This is a genomic window from Nostoc sp. FACHB-110, from assembly GCF_014697425.1.
Classification (GTDB): Bacteria; Cyanobacteriota; Cyanobacteriia; order Cyanobacteriales; family Nostocaceae; genus Nostoc_B.
In genome coordinates this window covers 15,236-37,192 of record NZ_JACJRU010000046.1, presented here as the reverse complement: position 1 = coordinate 37,192, position 21,957 = coordinate 15,236, and the positions used below count along the sequence as shown (strand labels likewise).

General features: G+C 38.7%; 17 protein-coding genes and 1 CRISPR repeat array. Of the genes, 13 read left to right on the top strand and 4 right to left on the bottom strand.

From position 1 onward, the window contains the following. Positions 1–11 precede the first annotated feature (11 nt). The 7 genes from H6G69_RS28285 to H6G69_RS28255 all read left to right on the top strand — a co-directional run bounded on the left by H6G69_RS28285 (position 12) and on the right by H6G69_RS28255 (position 8,695). On the top strand, positions 12–854 hold the full coding sequence (locus tag H6G69_RS28285) for a putative nucleotide-diphospho-sugar transferase (protein WP_190692444.1): 843 nt from the start codon (positions 12–14) through the stop codon (positions 852–854). Between the two features lie 109 nt (positions 855–963). After that, positions 964–2,130, top strand: coding sequence for a glycosyltransferase family 4 protein (locus H6G69_RS28280; protein ID WP_190692443.1), 1,167 nt, complete (start codon positions 964–966; stop codon positions 2,128–2,130). A gap of 166 nt (positions 2,131–2,296) precedes the next feature. Continuing rightward, positions 2,297–4,558: an ATP-binding cassette domain-containing protein gene (locus H6G69_RS28275; protein WP_190692442.1), complete on the top strand. Its 2,262-nt coding sequence runs from the start codon at positions 2,297–2,299 to the stop codon at positions 4,556–4,558. Next, positions 4,548–5,747: a glycosyltransferase gene (locus H6G69_RS28270; protein ID WP_190692441.1), complete on the top strand. Its 1,200-nt coding sequence runs from the start codon at positions 4,548–4,550 to the stop codon at positions 5,745–5,747. Before H6G69_RS28275 ends, H6G69_RS28270 begins: the two co-directional genes overlap by 11 nt. A 36-nt stretch (positions 5,748–5,783) precedes the next feature. Next, positions 5,784–6,788: an Npun_R2821/Npun_R2822 family protein gene (locus tag H6G69_RS28265; protein ID WP_190692440.1), complete on the top strand. Its 1,005-nt coding sequence runs from the start codon at positions 5,784–5,786 to the stop codon at positions 6,786–6,788. Between the two features lie 5 nt (positions 6,789–6,793). Beyond that, on the top strand, positions 6,794–7,753 hold the full coding sequence (locus tag H6G69_RS28260) for a glycosyltransferase family 10 domain-containing protein (protein ID WP_190692439.1): 960 nt from the start codon (positions 6,794–6,796) through the stop codon (positions 7,751–7,753). 15 nt (positions 7,754–7,768) lie between these two features. Next, a complete protein-coding gene (locus H6G69_RS28255; protein ID WP_190692438.1) occupies positions 7,769–8,695 on the top strand; it encodes an Npun_R2821/Npun_R2822 family protein in 927 nt (308 codons plus the stop codon). A gap of 33 nt (positions 8,696–8,728) precedes the next feature. Here H6G69_RS28255 and H6G69_RS28250 read toward each other — a convergent pair whose 3' ends face one another. Next, complete coding sequence (locus H6G69_RS28250) at positions 8,729–8,866, bottom strand: hypothetical protein (protein WP_190692437.1); 138 nt, start codon at positions 8,864–8,866, stop codon at positions 8,729–8,731. Between the two features lie 45 nt (positions 8,867–8,911). Between H6G69_RS28250 and rplI the strand changes: the two genes are divergently transcribed. Both rplI and H6G69_RS28240 read left to right on the top strand, forming a co-directional pair. After that, entirely contained in the window at positions 8,912–9,370 is a 459-nt protein-coding gene (gene rplI / locus H6G69_RS28245) for a 50S ribosomal protein L9 (RefSeq protein WP_190692436.1), read from the top strand. A 134-nt stretch (positions 9,371–9,504) separates the two neighbouring features. Beyond that, a complete protein-coding gene (locus tag H6G69_RS28240) occupies positions 9,505–9,735 on the top strand; it encodes a hypothetical protein (protein ID WP_190692435.1) in 231 nt (76 codons plus the stop codon). 105 nt (positions 9,736–9,840) lie between these two features. On the opposite strand, the gene H6G69_RS28235 is transcribed toward H6G69_RS28240, so the two are convergent. Next, the gene (locus tag H6G69_RS28235) at positions 9,841–10,032 is read right to left on the bottom strand and encodes a hypothetical protein (RefSeq protein WP_190692434.1); all 192 of its coding nucleotides are present in this window, start codon (positions 10,030–10,032) and stop codon (positions 9,841–9,843) included. A gap of 31 nt (positions 10,033–10,063) precedes the next feature. Between H6G69_RS28235 and H6G69_RS28230 the strand changes: the two genes are divergently transcribed. After that, a complete protein-coding gene (locus H6G69_RS28230; RefSeq protein WP_190692433.1) occupies positions 10,064–10,606 on the top strand; it encodes an REP-associated tyrosine transposase in 543 nt (180 codons plus the stop codon). 621 nt (positions 10,607–11,227) lie between these two features. Beyond that, positions 11,228–12,117: direct repeats of the CRISPR family, unit length 36 nt; unit sequence GTTTCCATCCCCTTGCGGGGTAAGTGGTTTGGATAC. A gap of 363 nt (positions 12,118–12,480) precedes the next feature. Beyond that, a complete protein-coding gene (locus H6G69_RS28225) occupies positions 12,481–16,632 on the top strand; it encodes a replicative DNA helicase (RefSeq protein WP_190692432.1) in 4,152 nt (1,383 codons plus the stop codon). 53 nt (positions 16,633–16,685) lie between these two features. Here H6G69_RS28225 and H6G69_RS28220 read toward each other — a convergent pair whose 3' ends face one another. Together H6G69_RS28220 and H6G69_RS28215 are read right to left on the bottom strand one after the other, a co-directional pair. Next, on the bottom strand, positions 16,686–17,207 hold the full coding sequence (locus H6G69_RS28220; protein ID WP_190692431.1) for an FKBP-type peptidyl-prolyl cis-trans isomerase: 522 nt from the start codon (positions 17,205–17,207) through the stop codon (positions 16,686–16,688). A gap of 78 nt (positions 17,208–17,285) precedes the next feature. Next, on the bottom strand, positions 17,286–17,609 hold the full coding sequence (locus H6G69_RS28215; protein ID WP_190589226.1) for a phasin family protein: 324 nt from the start codon (positions 17,607–17,609) through the stop codon (positions 17,286–17,288). Between the two features lie 120 nt (positions 17,610–17,729). Here H6G69_RS28215 and H6G69_RS28210 point away from each other — a divergent pair, with 120 nt between their 5' ends. Both H6G69_RS28210 and H6G69_RS28205 read left to right on the top strand, forming a co-directional pair. Next, positions 17,730–18,044: a TIGR03792 family protein gene (locus H6G69_RS28210; RefSeq protein WP_190692430.1), complete on the top strand. Its 315-nt coding sequence runs from the start codon at positions 17,730–17,732 to the stop codon at positions 18,042–18,044. Between the two features lie 197 nt (positions 18,045–18,241). Beyond that, positions 18,242–21,955 carry a HEAT repeat domain-containing protein gene (locus H6G69_RS28205; RefSeq protein WP_190692429.1) on the top strand — a complete coding sequence of 1,238 codons (3,714 nt, stop codon included), beginning with the start codon at positions 18,242–18,244 and terminating at the stop codon, positions 21,953–21,955. The last annotated feature ends 2 nt before the right edge of the window (positions 21,956–21,957 follow it).

Genomic DNA, 21,957 nt, shown 5'->3' with positions numbered 1-21,957 from the left:
AATTATTAACTATGTCAAAACCAACTAAAGGCTTTATTACCATCCTCACAGGACTTTATTCCTTCCAAGACTGCGTACATTTTTTGGCAGCAATTAGAAAATTTCATCAAGAACCGATCATTATTTTAATTGACCGTGTACCGAAAATTTTATATCCGTTTTTGACAGCTTTTAAAAATGTAATTTTAAAACCCGCACCAGCTAACGAAAATACAGTTTTAGCTTCGAGAGAAGCGAAGTTAGCCTTATACGCAGCATCAGAATTTGACAAAACAATTTACTTAGATTCTGATATTTGTTTATTAACAGATATTAATGATGTTTTTGATTATTTAGATGAATATGATTTTTTATTAACTGAAGATGTGCAGCCAAGTATTTTAAAAGCTACGAATTTATTACGTGGTAAACAAGAGGAGATGTTACCTAATGTTCTGCCCATCTTGCAATCCGTAGGTTTACCACTGAAGGAAGATAGCATACAGTATAATGGCGGGTTTATGGCATTTCGCAAAACCGCAACCACCGAGAAATTTTTCGCTGAGTTCCAGCATTATTTTGAAATTGTGAAAAACAATCAAGATAAACTGCTGCTGAAAGATCAAGGTGCTTTTGCTTGTGCGATCGCTACTGTTAAACCCAAGATGAAAATTTTGCCACCTACTTACAATTATCTCAGTAAATGGAAAGAAGCTTACAAAATTGATGAAGAAATAAAAGTCTTACATTGTACGTATCCTTACCGTCCTCAGTATGCTAAAAATATCACTCGCTCTTTATATACAAGAATCTTTGATAAGTTTGCCCAGGTATTTTTGCCTAACCAAGTCACAAATCCTTGGCGGAAGAAATAATTATCAATCAGGGCTATAACAGTCCGGGGAAATAATTACAAACAAATCTACTCCCTATTTCCTGCCTCAACCAGTAGTTTAGCAATCCAATAGGATTCCCATATTAATAATGAAAGATAACCCCAAGGTATCTATAATTGTTTGGAATTTATCAACAAATGATGGCTTTATTCGCGCTTCTCTGTTAGAAAAAGCTTTAGTAAAATTAGGCTGTACCGTTGAAATTGTTGGTTTTTTATTTAACAAAGAATTGTATCGAGCCATTCCAGCAGATGCGAAAATTAAAACTGTAGAAGGTGGCAATTATCCCGGTTTTTTCCAGTCTATTAGGAAATTTCTCAAATTACTAGATGGCGATATTATCTATGCCATTAAACCCCAACCAGCCAGTTTTGGCGTAGCTCTTTTAAAAAGAATTTATAGTAAAAAACCTGTAATTGTTGATGTTGATGATTGGGAACTGAGTTGGTATGGCGGTGATGCTTGGCGGTATCGACCCACACCCAAACAGTTAGCCAAAGACATATTCAAAAAAGATGGCGCATTAAGAATGCCCAATCATCCTTTATATATTAAATGGATGGAAAATTGGGTCAACCGTGCTGATGCAGTGACAGTACATACTAGTTTTTTGCAGAAGCGTTTTGGGGGGATTTCTGTTCCGAATGGCAAAGATACAGTATTATTTGATCCGGCTCGCTATGACTCGGAAGAAAGCAGAAATCGCTACGGTTTATCAGAATATCGCATCTTAATGTTTCCTGGCGCACCTAGGCCTTATAAAGGTTTAGAAGATGTGTTGATTGCCTTAGATAAAATTAATCAGCCAGATTTAAAATTAGTAATTGTGGGTGGCAGTCCCTACGATAATTATGATGAACAATTAAGGCAAAAATGGGGACGTTGGATTATCAAATTGCCTAATTACCCAGCAGATGTAATGCCTGATGTTGTAGCGGCGGCTCATGTAGTGGTTGTCCCCCAGCGAGATACACCGGAAACTCGCGCCCAGTTCCCATTGAAGTTAACCGATGGAATGGCGATGGCGAAACCTGTATTATCTACCAGAGTTGGCGACATTCCCGAAATTTTAGGCGATACAGGTTATTTAGTTGAGCCTGATTCTCCCACACAAATTGCCGAGCAAATTGAATTAATATTTCAAGATTTAGATGCAGCCAATGAACGTGGCAAAAGAGCCAGACAAAGATGTGTGGAAAAATATAGCATTGAGGCAATGGCAGCAACTCTTAAGTCAGTAATTGCTCGGTTGTAAGTGTTAGTTGTAGATGCTAGGCTAATGCGCGGTTCTGGCTGATTTAGCATTAACAATTGCGGCAACAAAAAAATCAATTTGATCCATATTTATAGGAAATTTAGCTGGTTCAGCAATTAAATTGAGGAATAATGTTAGAAGTGAGTAACGTTTAATAATATACCCAATGTCTACCAGGCAGCTACTACTAAGATTTGCAAAACCCTATCCAGGTTTAATTCTGCTGACTATAGTCTTAGGATTTTCTGGAGCTTTGTTTAACGGTGTCAGTACAACATTGATTGTGCCAGTAATTTTAAAAATTGTCGGGCAAGAAGTTGATTTAACAAAAGCCCCGGCAATTCTCAAAAAAATTATGAATCCTTTTGATGGCGTACCAGATGAATATCGCATATTAGTGATGTCTGGGGCAATTGTATTAACAATTGGGTTAAAAAATTTAGCATCTTATACCAGCGCATTAGCATCGAGTTCCCTAACGCGGATGTTGATGTCAGATATGCGTGAAGCCGGATTAAAACTATTATTAGAAATTGATATTGATTATTATTCAAAGATGAAAGTCGGTGATTTGATTAACCGACTTGGGGGAGAAATTGGCCGTGCAGCAACAGCTATTGGGAATACATTTAAGCTAGTCACTTTAGCAATTACAATTTTAGTGTTTGTCGGGTTACTGCTATCAATTTCTTGGCAATTAACTTTGGCATCGACCGTTTTATTATCTTTGGTAACGGTAGTTAATCAATATGCCATAGCTCGGGCCAAACAATTTGGTAAGCAGCTAAGTGAAATGTCTAAAGCCTATTCTATCTCTATGTTGGAGACTTTGAATGGGATTAGATTAGTTAAATCAACGGGTAATGAACCAAGAGAATATCAGAGAATTCAAAAGTTAATTCGGGCGAGAGAACAAGCAGACTTTCAAGCGCAGGCTAATTCGGAAGTGATTGCACCTTTAAGTGAAGTCATGGGAATTACGGCCTTAATTTTAATTGTATTTTTAAGTAAAACTTTTCTGGCTAATCAAATAGCCTCACTTTCTGCTGTATTACTAACATATTTATTAGTGTTACTCCGACTTTTACCTTTAATTTCTCAGTTAAATGGGATTCGCAGTAGTTTTGCTAGTACTAATGCCAGTGTAGAAGCAATAACAGATTTTTTAAGATTAGATAATAAGCCTTTTATGCCTAAAGGTGAAGTTATCTATACACAGTTAAAAGAAGGCATACATTTTAATTGCATTTCCTTTGCGTATCCTGGTCATGACAAATTAGTATTACGAGATGTTGATTTATATTTACCGCGCGGCACGACTTTAGCTTTAGTTGGTGGTTCTGGGGCTGGGAAATCAACTGTAGCTGACTTGTTACCCAGATTTTATGACCCGATCGCAGGTTCTATAAACCTTGATGGCAAAGACTTACGGGAATTTGATATCGCTTCTGTCCGTAAAAGTATGGGCATTGTCAGTCAAGACACATTTCTATTTAACGATTCAATTCGCAACAATATTGCCTACAGTCAGCCTGACGCTAACGAAGAGGAAATTATCAACGCTGCTAAACGCGCCAACGCTTACGAGTTTATTAGCAAGTTACCGCAAGGATTCGAGACATTAATTGGCGATCGCGGTGTGATGTTATCTGGTGGACAACGACAAAGATTAGCCATTGCCCGCGCCTTGCTGCAAAATCCCGAAATTCTCATTTTAGACGAAGCCACCAGTGCCTTAGATACAGTATCCGAACGCTTAGTACAAGAAGCCTTGGACAATTTAAGCCGCGATCGCACCACCTTAGTCATCGCCCACCGCCTATCTACAGTCCAAAAAGCCGATCAAATCGCCGTCCTCGATCAAGGGCGTGTAGTTGAAGTAGGAACTCACAACGAACTGTTACGCAAAGGTGGTTACTACTCACGCCTGTACTCAATGCAATTTAGCGATCGCCAGGAAAACAAGACCAAACAAAATCAAAGTTTAACTCGCCTATCGCACGAAATTCGCACCAGGTTAAACTCCATGATTGGCGTTTTGAGTTTGTTAATAGATGATTTAATCGATAATACTAAAGAGCAGGAAGAATTAATTCAAGAATCTTATAAATCTGCTTTAAGAATGATCACTACTCTGGATATTTTTCAGGATATTTTGCAAGTCCAAATTCAAGAGCGGTTTCTATCATCAACCGAAGCAAACCAAAACCAAAATTATCAATATCAAATCTTTAATTTAATGGTTTCTGAATTCCGCGATTGCTTAAATATCATATTTAACAGTCTGCGTTCTCTCACAGAAAATGCAATTTATACCCCAGAAGAGCAGCATCATTTTATTAGTGATGCTTATAATTACGCAATCATTCTGCTAGATAAATTAACATTATTTGAAAATACTATCCAAGAAGAAAATCATGAAAAATGATAGTTCTAAAAAAGACTATGTTTTTTATATTCAATCAGATTTACCTAAACCAGAAGCTCACTTAGTTCAGTCAACAAATGCTGCCAATGGCGCGGCAAATTTAGGTTACTCTGCTGTTTTAGTTCATCTTGATAAAAAAGCTCATCTGCTTAATTTAGTGCGTCCTTTTTACTATCAAAAATCACCAGAAAATTTAGCTAAATATTATAATCTCCATGACAATTTAAAAGTGGCATCTTTGCCGATGCCTTGGCCCATAGACTATGTAAACAATAAACTAACTAATTCCAATACCATCGCTACAAAATACTATTTTCCCATTCATATATTTCCGAATACACAACTTTTCCACAGCCGCAACTGGAATGCAGTGAAAGCGGCAATTAAACATGGCATTCCGGCGATATACGAACATCATCATCATGAAGATAAAAAATTTGAGCCAGAGATTGTTAACAATCCGCTATTACAAATTACCATCACCGTAGTAGATACAATCCGCAACAGCATGATTGCTAATGGAATGCCGCCAGAAAAAGTGATTAGACTCCATAATGGATTTAATCATTTATTTATGCACAGGCAACCAGAAAAAGCCGCCCAATGGCGAGATAAATTACTCAAAAATGGACAATCTTATTTAGTAGTGTATGCGGGAGCATTACAGCATTTTAAAGGTATTGATGTTTTAGTTGATGTTGCTCAACAAATGCCCCATGTGCAGTTTGCTTGTGCTGGTGGTAAGCCTAATGAAGTAGAACATTATCAACAGTTAGCCCAAGCAAAACAGGTAAGTAATATCACTTTTTTGGGTTATGTTTTGCATGATGAATTAGCACCGTTATTACAAGCTGCTGATATTTTGGCTCACCCGCATTGTTCGGGAAAGGCTGCTACCTTTACATCTCCGCTCAAGCTATTTGACTATTTAGCTTCGGGAACGCCGATTGTCGCCACAGAAATTCCCTCATTAATTGAATTTAAAAATACCCCGGCGATCGCAGCTTGGTGTGAACCAGATAATCCACATCAATTTGCCGCCGCCCTGCAAAAAGTTTTAGAAACTCACCCTAGAAAAATCGCAGGATATTCAGAAACTATCGAGTTTGTTAAACAATTTTCTTGGGAAAATCGTGCTGCTAAAATTCTCAGTTACGTTGATGAACGTTTTCGTCCACAGCTTAATTAATTTTTATAAAAAATAACGAGTTTAGGGATATTTGATATGGATGGTATTTGTACTCTTGCTAATGATAGAGTTTACGATCAATTAGTTGCTTTACTCAATAGTATAGAAGCAATTTATGGACAAGCAATGCCTGTTTGTATATATCCTTATGATGAGAAAATAGAGCAAATTACTCAAGCAATTGCTAGCCGTCCTTATGTGCAAATCTACAACAATCAGGAATCTATTCTTTCCTGGGATGAATTTGTGCGGAATATTTGGGATACTCATCCGACTGCTCAACAAAAATGGCTAAAAGTTAGCCAAGAAAAATATCATCGATTTGGAACTCATCGACGTTACGGTGCATTTGATGGGCCTTTTGACCGCTTCGTTTATATGGATGCTGATACCTTGTTGATGAGTCCTTTAGATAAAATTTTTAATCAACTAAATGAGTACGATTGGGTAGTCTATGATTTTCAACATACAGATTTATCTCATGTTTATCAAGAAAAATCCCCCAACTTAACAGAAGTATTTGCGATTGAAAGACTCAAAAAAGAAATATTTTGTTCAGGATTTTATGCTTCTAAAAAAAATATATTTACCCCAGAAATCCAAGCTTCACTGCTAGAAAAGCTGCGTCAAGGAGAAGCCGAAATTCTTTATCCTTCTGCTCCTGACCAAACTATTCTCAATTATATGGTGATGCGCTCAGGGATTTCTAGCCAAAATTTGGCCTTGCATCTACCTGCTGATGAAAAAACAGGATGTTGTGTCACTTCAAATCATTTTGTAGCAAAAGATCATGTACTGTATGACAAAGGCAATCGCTTGACTTATCTTCACTATATTGGCTTATCTTCTCAGTTATTTCATCAAGTTTGTAACGGAGAAAATATTGATTTTCCTTACCGAGATATTTTCTTACACTATCGCTATTTGCACGAACCGGAAAAGCGTCCAAAATTTACAACTCAACCGAAAGCTTATAATGCACCTCCAAGTTTAGGTACACGAATTCTCAAAAAATTAGGATTAGCAGTGGGGCATAAATAATTCAGATGGAAAGAAAAACTATTGGCATGATTAGCAGCTATAGTGCTTTAAAAACTAGAGGCGATTGGCTGTGGCAACAAACGCCCCATGCTTTTGGTGTTTGGCAAAATATTCAAATGCAGGCTTTAGCGAGTAAGCCTGATTTTTTATTAATGTATCAGTTTGATTTTCCTGAACCACCTAAACCGCAATCTTTTTTAGATAAACTGCGGAGAAAATCACCCAAAAAACAAGTAGATATCGCTTCTTTGTTACGTGGAGTCAGTAAAGAAAGAATAATTTATCTAATGCGAGAACCGCCTTTAGATGAGGTATTAAAAAATAACATCAATAATTATAAAGTAGCACAACAATACTGCGGTTATATTTCTGGCCCTGATGATTTTGCACCAATTCCTGAATATATGCCAGCTATTTGGTATCACAGTAATTCATTTCGGGATTTGAATGAAATGCCGCCTCCAGCTAAAGTTAAACCTTGTAGTTGGATTACTTCGGGAATTAATCGGACAGCCAATCATCGCCAGCGTTTAGACTTTTTACAATCCTTGCAGTCTCATCAAATTCCATTTGATTTATATGGACGCGACTTACCTAATTGGGCAAATTCTTTAGGGGAATTGAGTAATAAATGGTATGGCATGGCTCCGTATTATTACAATCTAGCAATTGAAAACTATGCAGATAATAATTGGTATGTCAGTGAAAAACTTTGGGATGCTTTGTTAGCATGGTGTTTGCCAATTTATTATGGTGGATCTGCGGCAGATAAATTATTACCATCTGGGAGTTTTTTAAGATTGCCCAGCTTAGATGAAAAAGGCATTGCTTACATTCAAGAAGTAACTGCAACCCCTGATGCTTGGTATGCTGCTAAAGATGCGATCGCCGAAGCTAGGCAAATAATTTTACACCAATTAAACTTGATGAATTGGTTAGCAAATTTTGTGAAAAGTCACGAATAAAATAGGTAACATAAGATGAGTCGCGGAATTTATATTATTGCCAATGATAAAGTTACAGATCATGCGATCGCACTCCTCAACAGTATCCGTACTTATGATGCAGATACACCAATCGTCATGATTCCTTATGATGATAACTATCACAACATAGCCGCAACTTTAAATCAATATTATGGTGTGCAGCTATATGAAGATTTAGAATTCATTGACCGCCTGTCTAAGAGATTGCACGAAACTTTTGGCGGGCAATTTTTCGCCCGTCCTAATCAATTTCGTAAACAAGCTTGTTGGTTTGGGCCGTTTGATGAATTTTTATATATTGATACAGATATTGTCGTCTTTGAAAAGATTATTGATAATCTCAATTATTTAGATAATGCCGATTTTATTTGTTGCGATTATCAACATCTAGGCGGCATCAAAAATGTATTCAGCAAGAAAGTATTAACTGATAAAATATTTACTGAAGCTGAACTTAAAGATATGTTCAATGGGGGTTTTTGGGCTTCCAAGAAAAACCTCATTTCCGAACAAGATTTGTACGAAACCTTTGCTGAGTGTGCCGCCCATCCAGATTATTTTGACTTTTCTGAAAAGACTTCTGACCAACCAATTATTAACTATATGTTGCTAAAACGGATTCCGCGCCGTTTTAATGTGGTGCGTCGCCCAGAAAAAGCACCAGGAAATTGGGCAGGTAGTCCACAATTTCAACAACAGGGAAATATTTTATTTGATCCAGCAGTTAATCAACCACTGCAATATCTCCATTGGGCGGGAATTCGCATTCAACCTGGTTGTCCTTATTGGGAAATTTGGGAACATTACCGCAATTTGAATCCGGCTTTACCAAAAGCAGATATTCCCGCCCCAGCAAAACAAAGTCAATGGTATACAAAACTTCGGACTGTGAAAAATCAAGTTCGGAAGATTTTTACTTAATTAGGCTATTGCAAGGGTTAAGATTAATAAATGCTATGTCAGGGGCGATCGCAATCTAATTTTTTGGCAAATAGGAGTTGCGATCGCCCCCTGCCATTCGCTAGGATCTGTAAGCTTTAGGGTATAGACTAAGCGGATTGGGATACAGCTACACTCATGTAGGTTATCCAACTACAACCTAGGTTATTGAGATTTTACAAGAAAAACAACAAAACAATGGCGAAGCGCGTACAATTAGTTTTGACTCAAGATGTCAGCAAATTAGGCAAGTTAGGCGACTTAGTAGAAGTAGCTCCTGGCTATGCTAGAAATTATCTTATTCCCCAGAGTTTGGCAACCCGCGCCACTCCTGGTATTCTCAAACAAGTAGAACGCCGTCGTGAAAAAGAGCGTCAACGGCAATTAGACCTACAACAACAAGCACTAGAACAAAAAGCAGCTTTAGAAAAAGTTGGCAGCCTAAAAATTGCTAAACAAGTTGGTGAAAACGAAGCTATTTTCGGTACTGTCACCAGCCAGGATATTGCAGATGCAATTAAAGCAGCTACCAGCCAAGAAGTTGACCGTCGTGGTATCACAATTCCCGACATTGGCAAACTCGGTACTTACAAAGCTGAAATCAAGCTGCACTCAGACGTTACAGCGCAAATCGACTTTGAAGTCGTTGCTAGTTAAATATTGCTTCTGTTAAGCAGAATAGTTTGTTGGGTTTTGCTGTTGCTGAACCCAATAACTCTAGACTATTTTGAGTTAGCCTAGTCTTCAAATTCACCTTTCTGGCTACATAATTAAAATACATAGGTGATTGTATGACTAATCAGCCAGACAGACTAGACCGAATTGAAGCGGCCTTGGATAGACAGCTGCAAGTAAACGCCGAACTCAGGCTAACAGCTGAAGCTTTGCTGCAAACTGTTCAAGTTCATCAACAAAACTTTGAAGTAATAGTGGATGAAATTAGACAGATGCACTCTGAGATTCGAGGACTGCAAACTGAAAATCGCCGTATTTGGGAACGCCTAGAACGGCAAGATCAATAGTAAATTTGACAGCCAACACGATGTACAGTGTGAGTAATTTTTAGCTAAGTTATTGTAGTTATTGTAGGTTGGGTGCAGGCGCACAAGGGTATTTGTAGAGACACACTAAATATATATCGCGCCGTAACCCAACATCATCATATTTTGAGAGAATATTGCAACAGGTAAAATAATTGCAGCGTGAATTTTACCGTGGGAATTGAGATATTTTGGTAGTTGAAAATTTTGCGGTTTTTTTCGTGGCATTTGTTGGGTTCCACTTCGTTCCACCCAACCTACAATATCAGGCGATCGCATTGCTATCAAACTACTCGCTAGAAATTATTGTATGGAATACCGCAGAGCAAAAGTAGAAGGAGGTACTTTTTTCTTCACTGTTGTTACTCACAATCGCCGGGAATTTCTCTGCGAACCAGAGAATATTATTTTGTTGCGACAAGCATTCAAAAAAGTGATTGCACAATATCCATTGATTGTAGATGCGATCGCTATTTTACCAAACCATATCCATTGTCTTTGGAGTTTACCCGCAGGAGATAGTGATTTTTCCAATCGTTGGCGATTAATTAAAAACTATTTTAGTCATCGTTGCGATGTTAAATATCATGGAAAAATATCAGCATCGCGTCAAAATAAAGGCGAATTAGCAGTTTGGCAACGCCGATTTTGGGAACATCAAATTAAAGATGAAGCTGATTTTATTCGCCATTGTGATTACATCCATTACAACCCCGTTAAACATGGCTATGTCAAAGCACCTAAAGATTGGCAATATTCCAGTTTTATGTTGTATGTGCAGCGAGGAATATATCATATTGATTGGGGTGCAGAAGAAGATATAGAATTTCCACAAGACATAGGAAATGAATAATATTCGTAGGTTGGGTGCAGGCGCACGAGAGATATTGAAAACAACACATTAAATATATATTGCGCCGTAACCCAACACCAAATCATCATTTTTTGATCAATTCTTTGTAGGTTGGGTGCAGGCGCACGAGAGATATTGAAAACAACACATTAAATATATATCGCGCCGTAACCCAACACCAAATCATCATTTTTTGAGAGAATATTGCGACAGGTAAAATAATTGCAGCGTGAATTTTACCGTGGGAATTGAAATATTTTGGTAGTTGAAAATTTTGCGGTTTTCTTCATAGCATTTGTTGGGTTCCACTTCGTTCCACCCAACCTACAATATCAGGCGATCGTACTGAGTTATTGTAGGTTGGGTGCAGGCGCACAACAGTATTTGTAGAGACACACTAAATATATATCGCGCCGTAACCCAACACCAAATCATCATATTTTGAGAGAATATTGCGACAGGTAAAATAATTGCAGCGTGAATTTTACTGTTTGAATTGAGATATTTTGGTAGTTGAAAATTTTGCGGTTTTTTTCGTGGCATTTGTTGGGTTCCACTTCGTTCCACCCAACCTACAATATCAGGCGATCGTACTGCCTATCTACTCAAATCTAAGATTATGTTTCCATCCCCTTGCGGGGTAAGTGGTTTGGATACTCAAGAAAAAGTTTGGTATGAGGTGCAATTTAACGTTTCCATCCCCTTGCGGGGTAAGTGGTTTGGATACTATCAGAGGTACTAAAGGCTCTCCGACAAAGTGTTTCCATCCCCTTGCGGGGTAAGTGGTTTGGATACTATCAGAGGTACTAAAGGCTCTCCGACAAAGTGTTTCCATCCCCTTGCGGAGTAAGTGGTTTGGATACGGAATACTGGTATGGCTGATTTCTCCAGCAACTTTCAGGTTTCCATCCCCTTGCGGGGTAAGTGGTTTGGATACTTATGTTTTTAGACTCCATCCAAACCATTAAGAAGGATGGTTTCCATCCCCTTGCGGGGTAAGTGGTTTGGATACCAGGGGATGCGTACGTACTAAAAATTGAGAATGTTTGTTTCCATCCCCTTGCGGGGTAAGTGGTTTGGATACCTTACGCATTAGTAATCAAAAATGAAAATGGTTTTGAGTTTCCATCCCCTTGCGGGGTAAGTGGTTTGGATACCAGAATCTCACTATGCAGCGTACCTCAAAGGTAAAGCGTTTCCATCCCCTTGCGGGGTAAGTGGTTTGGATACCACCAGTTTATGAAGACCATTTCTTTTGTTTTGAGGTTTCCATCCCCTTGCGGGGTAAGTGGTTTGGATACGCAATCTGCTGCTGAAAAGCAAGCTTCAGAATGGTTTCCATCCCCTTGCGGGGTAAGTGGTTTGGATACTCTACGTTTCTGCCGTAAATATCGGGAAAGGTTTCCATCCCCTTGCGGGGTAAGTGGTTTGGATACTGTCTCGGAATAATTTTCTTTATTATTTTACATCTCATGGTTTCCATCCCCTTGCGGGGTAAGTGGTTTGGATACTCTTCGCTCAGGGGAGCTTGCAGGGAAAGGGTTCTAGCCTGCAAATCGACACCGCTTTTTAAATTCTCAATACGGTGTCGTTGATTCTCAATAACTTAGCACTCAAAATGAGCGAAAGTCAGTCTGGCTAAGGTATCGACACCAGTCAACGAAATTATGCGGTTTTCAAGGTTCGGAGGAGTGGTGTCGAAAAGTTGATACAGTTTTGTACGTTACATCTGTGTCGATTATTTATCAAGTCTTATTTGCAATTTGTAATGTAGGCGGGCTGATAAGCTGCTACGCAGCCTATCAAGGCAATTAGCTATGTTTTAGCTAAGGTTAATTTAAGTGATATCCTAAAATACTCATCCAAAATTATATATGGCGGAAGAATTAAATTTTCAAGGCGATGGTAGCGATGCCTACGGCAACCCCTCCGGGCAACGCCTACCACCCCAAAATATTGAAGCAGAAGAAGCGATTTTGGGGGGAATTTTATTAGATCCAGAAGCGATTGGGCGAGTTAGCGATCGCTTAGTTCCCGAAGCATTTTACATTAGCGCCCATAAAGATATTTATCAAGCCGCCTTGCGCCTCCACGCCCAAAGTAAACCCACAGATTTACTTTCTATTACCAGTTGGTTAACTGATAATGATTTACTAGCGAAGATTGGTGGGAGAAATAAACTAGCCACCCTCGTAGACAGGACAGTTTCTGCTGTTAACATTGACGCTTTAGCAGGGTTAGTCATGGAAAAATACCTGCGGCGACAGTTAATTAAAGCTGGTAACGAAATTGTCCATTTAGGTTACGAAACAGAAACCGAATTACCCATAGTTTTAGACAAAGCAGAACAAAAAGTTTTTGGTGTCACGCAAGAACGACCCCAATCAGGTTTAGTGCATATTTCTGATACTTTAGTCAATACTTTTCAAGATATTGAAACACGCCATCAAGGTGTCGCTTTACCAGGAATTCCTTGTGGCTTTTATGATTTAGATGCCATGACTAGCGGTTTTCAGCGTTCTGATTTGATTATCGTCGCTGGCAGGCCGTCAATGGGTAAATGCCTCAGCTTTGATGCGGAAATTGTCTTGGCAGATGGACAAATTACAACAATTGAACAATTATACAAACAACGTCAAGGCTCGTTGTTGACGTTAAATGATAACTGGAAATTCAGCTTTACCCAACCATCTGCATTTGTAGATGACGGTATTAAACCTGTTTTTCGGGTAACAACTCGCCTAGGAAGAACCATTGAAACCACAATTACCCATCCATTTCTAACTATTCAAGGCTGGCAAAAATTAGCAAATATCCAAGTTGGAGAGCGAATTGCAGTACCGCGCAAAATAGATGTATTTGGGACAAAAACTTTGCGTGAATGTGAGGTGAAATTACTCGCCTATTTAATTGGTGATGGTGGTTTAACTAATAGCAATCCCAGATTTACAAATAGTAATCCGTTACTACAAGCAGAATTTTCTCAAGCTGTGGCTGATTTTGGTGGTTTAGCTGTGCGCTGGGAGACTTCCCCAGGACAACGCACACCATCACTTTGTGTTCGAGGTGATTTAGAATTTATTGCTAGTCAAAGACAGTTGTTTGCTCAACGCTTAAAAACTTTAGTTCAATCTCAAAGTTTAACTGCTAGACAATTGAGTTGTGAGTTAAATGTCAGTCCAGCTTTGTTCAGTATTTGGCAGCAAGGGCAATGTGTACCAAATTTTGATACTTTTAAACAACTGTGTACACTTCTGGAAACTGAACCAGAGGAATTTGCACCTCATGGATTTACTAGCATTAGCAAAGCTAGCCGAAATTCTTTAGCAAATTGGTTAGAAGAGTTAGGGTTATTGGGTAAGGATGCTCATAGCAAAACAGTACCAGCCATTGTATTTCAGTTAGAGCGATCGCAAATAGCTATGTTTCTCAATCGTCTGTTTGCTACAGATGGTTGGGCCACTTTACTGTCAAGCGGTCAATCGCAATTAGGTTACTGTTCTGTCAGCGAAAAACTAGCAAGACAAATCCAACATTTATTATTGCGATTTGGCATTATTGCCAGACTGAAAAAACGTTCGGTGAAATATCAAGGCGCTCGCAGACAAGCTTGGCAATTAGATATTATTGATGCCCAAAGTATCAAAACATTTATTGCGGAAATTGGGATTTTTGGTAAAGAAGCAGCCTTAGAAAAAGTTGCCGATGCAATATCACAAAAACGATATCAAACTAATTGTGACTTAATTCCTAGTGAAATTTGGGAACAGATAGCAATAGCTAAAGGTAACGAATCTTGGGCAAGTTTAGCCAAACGTGCTGGCATTCAAAACTCTACAAATATACACGTCGGTAAACGTGCTTTCAAAAGAAACCGATTGTGGAATTTAGCAACTGCTTTAGAAAATTTACCACTACAACAGTTAGCTACTAGTGATATCTATTGGGATGAAATTGTAGCCATTGAGTTAGTAGGTTATAAGCAAGTTTATGATTTAACAATTCCTGAAACACACAATTTTGTTGCTAACGATATCTGTGTTCACAATACAGCCTTTTGTTTGAACCTAGGTCATAACATCGCTGCTTTATATAAATTACCAGTGGCTGTGTTTAGCTTAGAAATGTCCAAAGAACAGCTAGTACAGCGACTATTAGCCAGTGAAGCGGGAATTGAATCTGGTTATCTGCGGAGTGGACGTATTAGCCAAACCCAGTGGGAACCGTTAAGTCGGGCAATTGGTATGCTTTCTGAGATTCCACTTTATATTGACGATACGCCGAATATAACAGTCAACGAAATGCGATCGCAAGCCAGAAGATTGCAAGCCGAACAAGGAACAGATTTAGGCTTGATTATCATAGATTACCTGCAATTAATGGAAGGCGCAGGCGATAACCGCGTACAAGAATTATCTCGCATCACACGCAGTCTTAAAGGTTTAGCCCGTGAGTTATCTGTACCTATAATTGCATTATCACAGTTAAGTCGCGGTGTAGAAGCACGTACCAACAAGCGCCCAATGTTATCTGATTTGAGAGAATCAGGTTGTTTAACTGGTGATAGTTTAATCACATTGGCAGATAGTGGATTACAAGTACCAATCAAAGAATTAGTTGGTAAATCTGGTTTTGCTGTTTGGGCATTGAATGAATCCACAATGCAATTAGAAAGGGCAATTGTTAGCCATGCTTTTGCTACAGGAATCAAGCCTGTATTTACCATCAAAACTCGATTAGGACGAAGAATTCGTGCTACAGGTAATCATAAATTTTTAACTATTAATGGCTGGAAAAGACTTGATGAATTAAATCTTAACCAACATCTATGTTTACCGAGAAATCTTCCTAGTTCTGGTAAACAAACAATGACCTATGCCGAAGTTGCATTATTAGGCCATTTAATTGGTGATGGCTGTACACTGCCACGTCATGCGATACAGTACACGACCAGAGAGATAGATTTAGCAGAAAATGTTGCTTTCTTAGCCAGAGAAGTTTTTGGAGATTCAATTGTTCCTAAAATCTCGCCTGAACGAGACTGGTATCAAGTATATTTATCTGCGGCACAACGTCTTACTCATAATGTGAGAAATCCCATTGCTAAATGGTTAGATTCCCTCGGAATTTTTGGTTTAAGGTCTTACGAAAAATTTGTACCTCAAGAATTATTCTCACAACCACAAGAGTTAATAGCCTGCTTTTTACGACACCTTTGGAGTACAGATGGTTGTATTAAATTAGTTGCTGGTAAAAGACCAAGACCTATTGCGTATTATGCCAGCAGTAGTGAAAGATTAGCCTTTGATGTACAAACACTTTTGTTAAGGCTTGGTATTAATGCCAAGCTCAAGATAATTCCTCAAATAGGCAAAGGTAGAAACCAATATCATGTAACAATTACTGGTAAGCCTGACCTTGAGTTATTTATCCAAAAAGTTAGAGCAGTAGGAGAATATAAGCTAGGCTCATTACAACAAATTGCTCAACACTTGCAAAAATCAAGTCATAACCCAAACAGAGACATAATTCCCAAAGATGTTTGGAAAACACTAGTTGTACCTGCAATGCCAAGTGTTGGTTTAACTACAAGGCTATTACATTCCTCACTAGGAACATCTTATTGTGGCTCTACACTTTACAAAGCAAATTTAAGTCGAGAAAGAGCATTAAAAGTAGCCAACCTTGTTAAATCAAATCAACTACTTACACTTGCCAACAGCGATGTTTATTGGGATGAAATAGTTTCAATTGAATTAAGTGGAGAGGAAGAAGTGTTTGACCTAACTGTTCCTGGTTTACACAACTTTGTAGCCAACAATATTATTGTTCACAATTCGATTGAACAAGACGCGGATTTAGTCATTATGTTATACCGCGATGAATATTATTCACCAGATACCCCCGATCGCGGCATTGCTGAAGTCATAGTAGCAAAACACCGCAACGGCCCAACAGGTACAGTAAAACTTTTATTCGACCCGCAATATACCAAATTTAAAAACCTAGCCAGACCCAATTATTAAAGTGTGAAGTGTGAAGTCTAAAATTTCATACTTCATACTTCACACTTCACACTTTATTTGACTTCCAACAATTCCACATCAAAAATTAGGGTAGCGTTGGGTGGAATTACACCACCTGCACCACGGGAACCATAACCTAAATCTGAAGGGATAATTAACTTACGTTGACCACCAACTTTCATGGTGCTAAGTCCTTCGTCCCAACCTTTGATCACTTGTCCTACGCCGATAATAAAGCTAAAAGGACGGCCGCGATCGCGGGAACTATCAAACTGAGTTCCATCTTCTAAAGTGCCAGTATAGTGAACTACAACTGTTTGACCAGACTGAGGAGTTGCCCCAGTTCCCTCTTTGATTTCAGTGTATTTTAGTCCAGAGGGAGTAGTTACGACATTGGCATCAGACATAGGTTTGTTTGCTATTAGGGTATTGTTTTCTGTAATGATAGTGGGTGATGGTTGTGATTGGGTCAAATTAGCAGCAACGGCAGTATCCGGTTTACCGCCTAATTGCGCTAATACTAAAACCACCACACAAACCAGCATGACACCCACGCTGAGTAAAATTGCTTTCAAAATTAGTCCTCCCTACTGAGGTCGTTTGGCAAAAGCAATACCAACAGGACACATTTAGTTTAAATCAGAAAGCACATCTTAACGCCAAAGCTTATTTTCTAAATCCCGTACTTGACGTTCTAAACGGTCAATTCTCCCCCGGAGTTCATCTACCTCAGACTGACGCGCCACTCCTAAATCTTGCAACATATTCCGCATTTGTCGTTGCATTTGAGCATCCCAATTGCCTTGCTCTGACTTTAGCTGCTGTACAATATCATCCATTACCGCCTTAGCTTGCTCAGGATTCAGCTTACCGTCTTTGACTAATTCATCACTCACCTCACGCAGCTTTTCTGCAACCAAAGACGTTGTACCAATTCCCACCATCATTAGCTGTTGCAACCAGTTGTTGCTATCCATACGTCCTTCCTGTTATTTATTTCAAACCAGCCTCCTTGCTCTTGAGTGTATGCAATCAAGCTATGCTGGAAGCGTAGTTATTCTAGCTTACAGTTCTATTTTGACAAACGCAGGGGATGAATGAGTGTAGTGATAGAACTGCTGAAATTTAGGGTTAACCCACATCAGCGAGAAAATTTTATCCAGAAAGATGCAGAAATTTGGACAACAGCCTTAGCTAAGTATCCAGGATTTCTCAGTAAAGAAGTTTGGATTAACCCGAACAACCCTACAGAAGTGATTTTTCTGATTCGTTGGAATACTTTAGAACAATGGCAAGCTGTTCCTCAAGCTGATTTAGAGCAAATCGAACAGCAATTTGCCCAAGCTGTAGGAGACATTTATCAGTTAGTAGAAGTTACAGAATATCAAGTCAGAAAGTTTCCTCAAACTTAGAGGATGTTTTAAAAGTTTTGGGCGAATATAATTTGCTACGACACAAACAAAGTTCGCCTGCAAGGACTAATAAATTAATACTAAATATTTTCCCCTAATCCCCATGTGATTGTGAAATTTATTCAATTATTCTGAAATATCCCAAAATTATTCAACCAGTTAGATATACTCGGTTTGAAAGCTGGGCAAACACGAATATGGTAGTAGATTGGTTAGCTGTTTGGGGTATAACTCAGGCTGTCGGGTTTGCTTTTAAACCTATTTTTGAGGATTTAGCAAAAGACGTAGCTAAAGACTGGGCGAAGGATTTATTAAAAAGTATTCCCAAGAACATTTTGCAGCAACTCACAAAAGAAGATATTGAAGTTGCTGCTGGCAAAGCCTTAAAAGAATTTTTACAGTTAATGCAGCAGGAATTAGAAGATGCAAATATAGAAGAATCTTTACTAGAGCAATATACTCAACCCTTAAATAAATTTATTCATGATAAATCCTTGGTTGAAATTTTAAGCAATACGTTTCAGCCAGATTGTCAATCATTAGACACCCAAGTGTTATCTCCTATTTGGTATCAACTAAATTTGCCAAATTTACCTCAAGAATTTGATTGGGAAAGGTTAACGAAAAGATATCTCAAAAAAGTCAAAGCAATTATTCGAGAGTCAGATAAATTACGCATTATTCTAGATAGTAAACATTTAGAATCAGTCAATAATAATCTGCAAGAAATGTCAGGAATTATTACAGATTTTGATTTACGCGGCTATCAAGAAGGGCTAAGAGAACGCTATGGAAACTTGAAATTAGATAGTTTAGATACAACAGGCTATGCTTATAATGAGTTGAAATTATGGCGAATGTTTATCGCCCAGAATGTCCGGGAAGTTCACCAAGTTTTACCTCAAGTACATGAACTACCGAAAGAACATTTAAGAGAACTCCGCAACAGTCACCAAATAGAAGCAGAAATTTCTCTAGAAGAGTTAGAAGGCTATCGCCGAATTTATTTTGGGCAGCCGATAGTTTCTGTACTAGATATTATTAATAATCCGGCTTATAAATATATAGTTATTTTAGGTGATCCTGGTTCAGGCAAATCTACTCTATTGCAATATTTAGCTTTAACTTGGGCAGAATCACCGCTAAATAATGTAATTTCTCTCCCTATTCCTTTATTAATTGAGTTACGTACTTATATTCGTCGGCGAGAAAATAATGAATGCAATAATTTTTTAGATTTTTTTCATAAATGCAGTGGTATTGTTCACCATCTCAATCAAAATCAATTACACGAACATTTAAAAGCTGGTAATGCTTTAGTGATGTTTGATGGTTTAGATGAAGTATTTGAAATAGGTAAGCGGGAAGATGTAATTACAGATATTCATCGGTTTACTAATGTATATCCTTATGTGCGGGTAATTGTGACTTCGCGCGTCATTGGTTATAAACCACAAAAATTACGCGATGCCGAATTTCGTCACTTTATGCTGCAAGATTTAGATACGGAGCAAATTCATGATTTTATCAATCGTTGGCATGAATTAACATTTAATGATCAAGAAGATAAGTTACGCAAAAGGGAGCGGTTGCAAAGAGCGATTGATGCTTCAAAATCTATTGCCGAATTAGCAGGAAATCCACTATTATTAACAATGATGGCAATTCTCAACCGTAACCAAGAATTGCCGAGAGATAGAGCCACACTTTACGAACAATCTTCACGGGTGCTGCTGCATCAATGGGATGTAGAACGTGCCTTAGTGGAAGATTCACGCCTTGATCCCAAAACTATTGATTATAAAGATAAGCAAGCAATGTTACGTCAGGTTGCTTATCATATGCAAACTAGTCCTAAAGGTTTGACTGGCAATTTAATTAGTGTTGGCGATTTAGAAAAGATTTTAATTAAATATCTCAAAAATATTGAATTTGATCAGCCAACAAAAGTTGCTAGGGTGATGATTAATCAATTGCGGGTTCGCAATTTTATGTTATGTTTTTTGGGTGCAGATTATTATGCGTTTGTCCACCGCACTTTTTTAGAATATTTTTGTGCTTGGGAATTTGTCTGGCAGTTTAAGGAAACTCAAACTTTATCTATTACAAAATTAAATAATGAAGTTTTTGGTAAACATTGGCGTTATGAAACTTGGCATGAAGTTTTGCGCCTGATTACTGGGATGATTGAACCAAGATTTGTTTGCGAAACTCTCAATTATTTAATGGCCCAAAATGGTGAACAAGATAAGTTTATCAATTTGTTTTTAGCAGCGAAGTGTCTGGCAGAAGTACGAAACCGAGCTTTAGTGGCGACAACAGCTACTCAGTTACTCAATAGGTTAAAAGAATTAACTAAATATGACTTAAGTTATTATTATCAACCATATCGAGATGAAGAAGAAACCAAATTAGTTCAAGAAATTCGGACTCAAGCAGTTGCATCAGTAGCGACTACTTGGAAGGATGACCCTGACACTTTGTTGTGGTTAAAACAATTGGCTAATGCTGATGAACATGAAGATGTTCGCCGTGCGGCGGTACAGGAATTAGCTAGAAGTTTTAAAGATCATCCTGATACTTTGGTGTGGTTAAAACAAAGAGCGATCGCTGATAATGATTGGACAGTACGACAAGTAGCTTTGCAAGAATTGGCCAGAAATTTTAAAGATGACCCCGAAATTCTGCCCATGTTGCAACAACACGCCACAACTGACGAAAACGAGTATGTCCGCCAAGCGGCTGTGCAAGAATTAGCGCGCGGCTTTAAAGAAAAACCAGATATTTTACCTTGGCTCAAACAGCGCGTCACTGCAGATAGTTCAGGTACTGTGCGGCAAGTAGCTGTGCAAGAATTAGTCAGAGCCTTTAAAGATAATTTTGATATTTTGACTTGGCTAAAACAACGCATTACAGATGATGACTGGACTGTGCGCCAAGCGGCCGTGCAAGAATTGGTGAGGAATTTTCAAGACGACTCGGAAACTCTCGCAATTGTGCAACAACGCGCCACTACCGATGATAATGAATATGTGCGTCAAGCGGCGGTGCAAGAATTAGCCAGAACTTTTAAAGATGACTCAGAAACACTTTCTATCCTTAAACAATGTGCCACAACAGATCAATATTCCGGTGTGCGCCAAACCGCCGTTGAGGAATTAGCCAGAGGGTTTAAAGAGGAACCGGAAATTTTAACCTGGCTAAAACAGCGTACCACGGCGGATAACGATCGCTATGTGCGCCGTGCGGCGGTGCAAGAATTAGCCAGAAATTTCCCAAATGACCCTGAAACTATCACTATCTTGCAACAACGGGCGATCGCCGATCAATATTCTGATGTGCGCCGCGCCGCCGTGCAAGAATTAGCCAGGGGATTTTACAACCATCCACAGACGCTCACAATTCTCAAACAACGCGCCACTACAGATGATAATGAATATGTACGACGCACCGCCTTGCAAGAACTAGCCAGAGGGTTTACAAACGATCCCGAAATTCTCCCCATCCTCAAAAAACACGCTACATCTGATAAATATGCAGATGTGCGTCAAGCTGCCGTGCAAGAATTAGCCAGAAGATTTAAAGATGACCCTGATATTTTCGCTATTCTCAAAAAACGCGCCACTGCGGATAAATCTGCAAACGTGCGACAACTAGCACTGCAAGAATTAGCCAGAGGTTTTCGAGACAACCCAGATATCTTTGAAATCTTCTACACTTGTGCTGTGAATGACCCCTTTGAGCGGGAATATAGTTTTCAAGACAACCCACGTCAAGTTGCATTAGAAACGATTACTGAACAGTATCTTAATCATCCCCAAACTTTACCACTGTTGCACGACAGAGCCGCAAATGACCCAGATGAACAAGTACGGGAGTTTGCGAAAAAAAAGTTGGGACACTTAGGCTGAAA

Bases quoted from the DNA above. Each gene is read 5' to 3' on its own strand.
- H6G69_RS28230 (WP_190692433.1), top strand. From the start codon at position 10,064: ATGGAATACCGCAGAGCAAAAGTAGAAGGAGGTACTTTTTTCTTCACT.
- H6G69_RS28240 (WP_190692435.1), top strand. From the start codon at position 9,505: ATGACTAATCAGCCAGACAGACTAGACCGAATTGAAGCGGCCTTGGAT.
- H6G69_RS28205 (WP_190692429.1), top strand. From the start codon at position 18,242: ATGGTAGTAGATTGGTTAGCTGTTTGGGGTATAACTCAGGCTGTCGGG.
- H6G69_RS28265 (WP_190692440.1), top strand. From the start codon at position 5,784: ATGGATGGTATTTGTACTCTTGCTAATGATAGAGTTTACGATCAATTA.
- H6G69_RS28285 (WP_190692444.1), top strand. From the start codon at position 12: ATGTCAAAACCAACTAAAGGCTTTATTACCATCCTCACAGGACTTTAT.
- H6G69_RS28210 (WP_190692430.1), top strand. From the start codon at position 17,730: ATGAGTGTAGTGATAGAACTGCTGAAATTTAGGGTTAACCCACATCAG.
- H6G69_RS28255 (WP_190692438.1), top strand. From the start codon at position 7,769: ATGAGTCGCGGAATTTATATTATTGCCAATGATAAAGTTACAGATCAT.
- H6G69_RS28260 (WP_190692439.1), top strand. From the start codon at position 6,794: ATGGAAAGAAAAACTATTGGCATGATTAGCAGCTATAGTGCTTTAAAA.
- H6G69_RS28270 (WP_190692441.1), top strand. From the start codon at position 4,548: ATGAAAAATGATAGTTCTAAAAAAGACTATGTTTTTTATATTCAATCA.
- H6G69_RS28215 (WP_190589226.1), bottom strand. From the start codon at position 17,609: ATGGATAGCAACAACTGGTTGCAACAGCTAATGATGGTGGGAATTGGT.
- H6G69_RS28275 (WP_190692442.1), top strand. From the start codon at position 2,297: ATGTCTACCAGGCAGCTACTACTAAGATTTGCAAAACCCTATCCAGGT.
- H6G69_RS28235 (WP_190692434.1), bottom strand. From the start codon at position 10,032: ATGCGATCGCCTGATATTGTAGGTTGGGTGGAACGAAGTGGAACCCAA.
- rplI (WP_190692436.1), top strand. From the start codon at position 8,912: ATGGCGAAGCGCGTACAATTAGTTTTGACTCAAGATGTCAGCAAATTA.
- H6G69_RS28225 (WP_190692432.1), top strand. From the start codon at position 12,481: ATGGCGGAAGAATTAAATTTTCAAGGCGATGGTAGCGATGCCTACGGC.
- H6G69_RS28280 (WP_190692443.1), top strand. From the start codon at position 964: ATGAAAGATAACCCCAAGGTATCTATAATTGTTTGGAATTTATCAACA.